Annotated in this window: 2 protein-coding genes and 1 pseudogene; all 3 read right to left on the reverse strand. The window is 59.6% G+C overall.

The annotated features are described in order from the left end of the window. Positions 1 to 122: 122 nt before the first annotated feature. Positions 123 to 398 carry a hypothetical protein gene (locus tag HMPREF0372_RS05145; protein WP_007489542.1) on the reverse strand — a complete coding sequence of 92 codons (276 nt, stop codon included), beginning with the start codon at positions 396 to 398 and terminating at the stop codon, positions 123 to 125. Positions 399 to 556: 158 nt separating this feature from the next. Continuing rightward, positions 557 to 985, reverse strand: coding sequence for a hypothetical protein (locus HMPREF0372_RS05150; RefSeq protein ID WP_007489543.1), 429 nt, complete (start codon positions 983 to 985; stop codon positions 557 to 559). Positions 986 to 1,146: 161 nt separating this feature from the next. Beyond that, positions 1,147 to 1,418: pseudogene (locus HMPREF0372_RS20310) on the reverse strand (hypothetical protein); the annotation flags it as partial.

The raw sequence follows: 1,418 nt of genomic DNA on the forward strand, positions 1-1,418 counted from the left end.
TCCGGACATGGCCCACTGTACCCAATGATCTGTCTGTCTGGTCATCTGAGTAGAATAAGCTGGCCTCCTCACGGGTGGCCGGCCGCAGGGAAAAGCAGTTGCTATTTGGTTTCACCGCGAAATCACTCCTCCTTCACTTCTTGTGCCACCTGCCTGTCCGGGGCATTGAGCCGCCGCATCTCCGAGCGCAGGCACTTCCCATCCTTCCCCCAGCAGAGGAAGCCGTTGGCGGGGTAGGGGCAGCCCTCGCAGAGGGGGGAGCGGGTGCATACCGGCCTGGGCGGCGGTTCCGCCGGGTGCTCCGGGGCGTACGACTTGTGGGCGCAGAAATGAAATAAAATCTGGGCATAGAAAAAGGCGGCGCCTGATTTGGCGCTGCCCTCACATGGACGGTTCAAGATTTGCTCCCTACTTTCTATTAGATATTGCGCTGCCGCCGGCAGTTAGCCTCGCCCTGGGTCAGAGCGGCCTTTCCACTCCAGCGGAAGTAAACGGTCCTTCTCTGTCGCAAGGGCGAGGGGCTGTCCAAGGACAGCCCCTCCTGTATGCTTCCGTCTTAGGGCTTGGATAGCCCGCACTCTGCGATCCAACTATCCAGGTTCAGGCTTTCCGCCATGAGAAGGGCCAGCTTGTGCATCGCCGCCCGGTCTTGGGCCTCCTCCAGCCTGGCCGTCGTCTCAAACAGGCCCCAGAGCAGTTCGGCAATCATCTTGCCGTCGTAAGGCTTCAGCAGTTCGCTGTTGGGCAGAGCGTCCTCGCTGCTCCCGCTGCGCAGAAGCTGCCGTTCTCTTTCAATCAGCTCCAGGCTGGCCTGCAGGCTCTCCCGGGGCACTCCCCAGGCTTTGGCAATCAGCTTCACGCCTGCCTCCATGGGAGCCTCATCCCCGATCTTGTCCGGCCCGCCCAGCGCCAGGGCATTGATTGCCTCCTCAGTTATCTGCTGAAGCAGCTTCTCCGGCGCGGGATGCTTCTCAATCTGTTTCATACGTGTGTCCTCCTCGTTATTTTTTGGTGGGCTTCTGACCACAACAATACCCGCTTTTGCGGGATAAAGCTATCACCATACGTAACGAAAAAAATGCCGCAAACCAAGCGATACCAACAATTTCTGTATAGAAAAAAGCGGCGCCTGATTTGGCGCCGCCCTCATATGGACTGTCCAAGCTTCTGACTTTCGCTCTGCATCTGATCCTGGGTTCTTTCCGGCAGCTGGGCTGTGATCTGATCCAGGAGGCGCCGGCATTGGAACTCCTGCTGGTAGGAGGCGGGGCCCTCTCCATAGAGGAAGCCCTGCACCGCCTGGCGCAGCCCCTCCAGCTGCTCCTGGTCAAAGACCCGCTCCCTGGCCACCAGGCCGGAGCGGAGGGCGAAGTCCTCCTTGGCTCCCTGATAGTCCTCCATGTAGTAGTGGCCGTTGT

The sequence above is a fragment of the Flavonifractor plautii ATCC 29863 genome (genome assembly GCF_000239295.1).
Classification (GTDB): Bacteria; Bacillota; Clostridia; order Oscillospirales; family Oscillospiraceae; genus Flavonifractor; species Flavonifractor plautii.

Excerpts from the sequence above, each read along its gene's own strand:
- HMPREF0372_RS05150 (WP_007489543.1), bottom strand. The coding sequence starts at position 985 with ATGAAACAGATTGAGAAGCATCCCGCGCCGGAGAAGCTGCTTCAGCAG.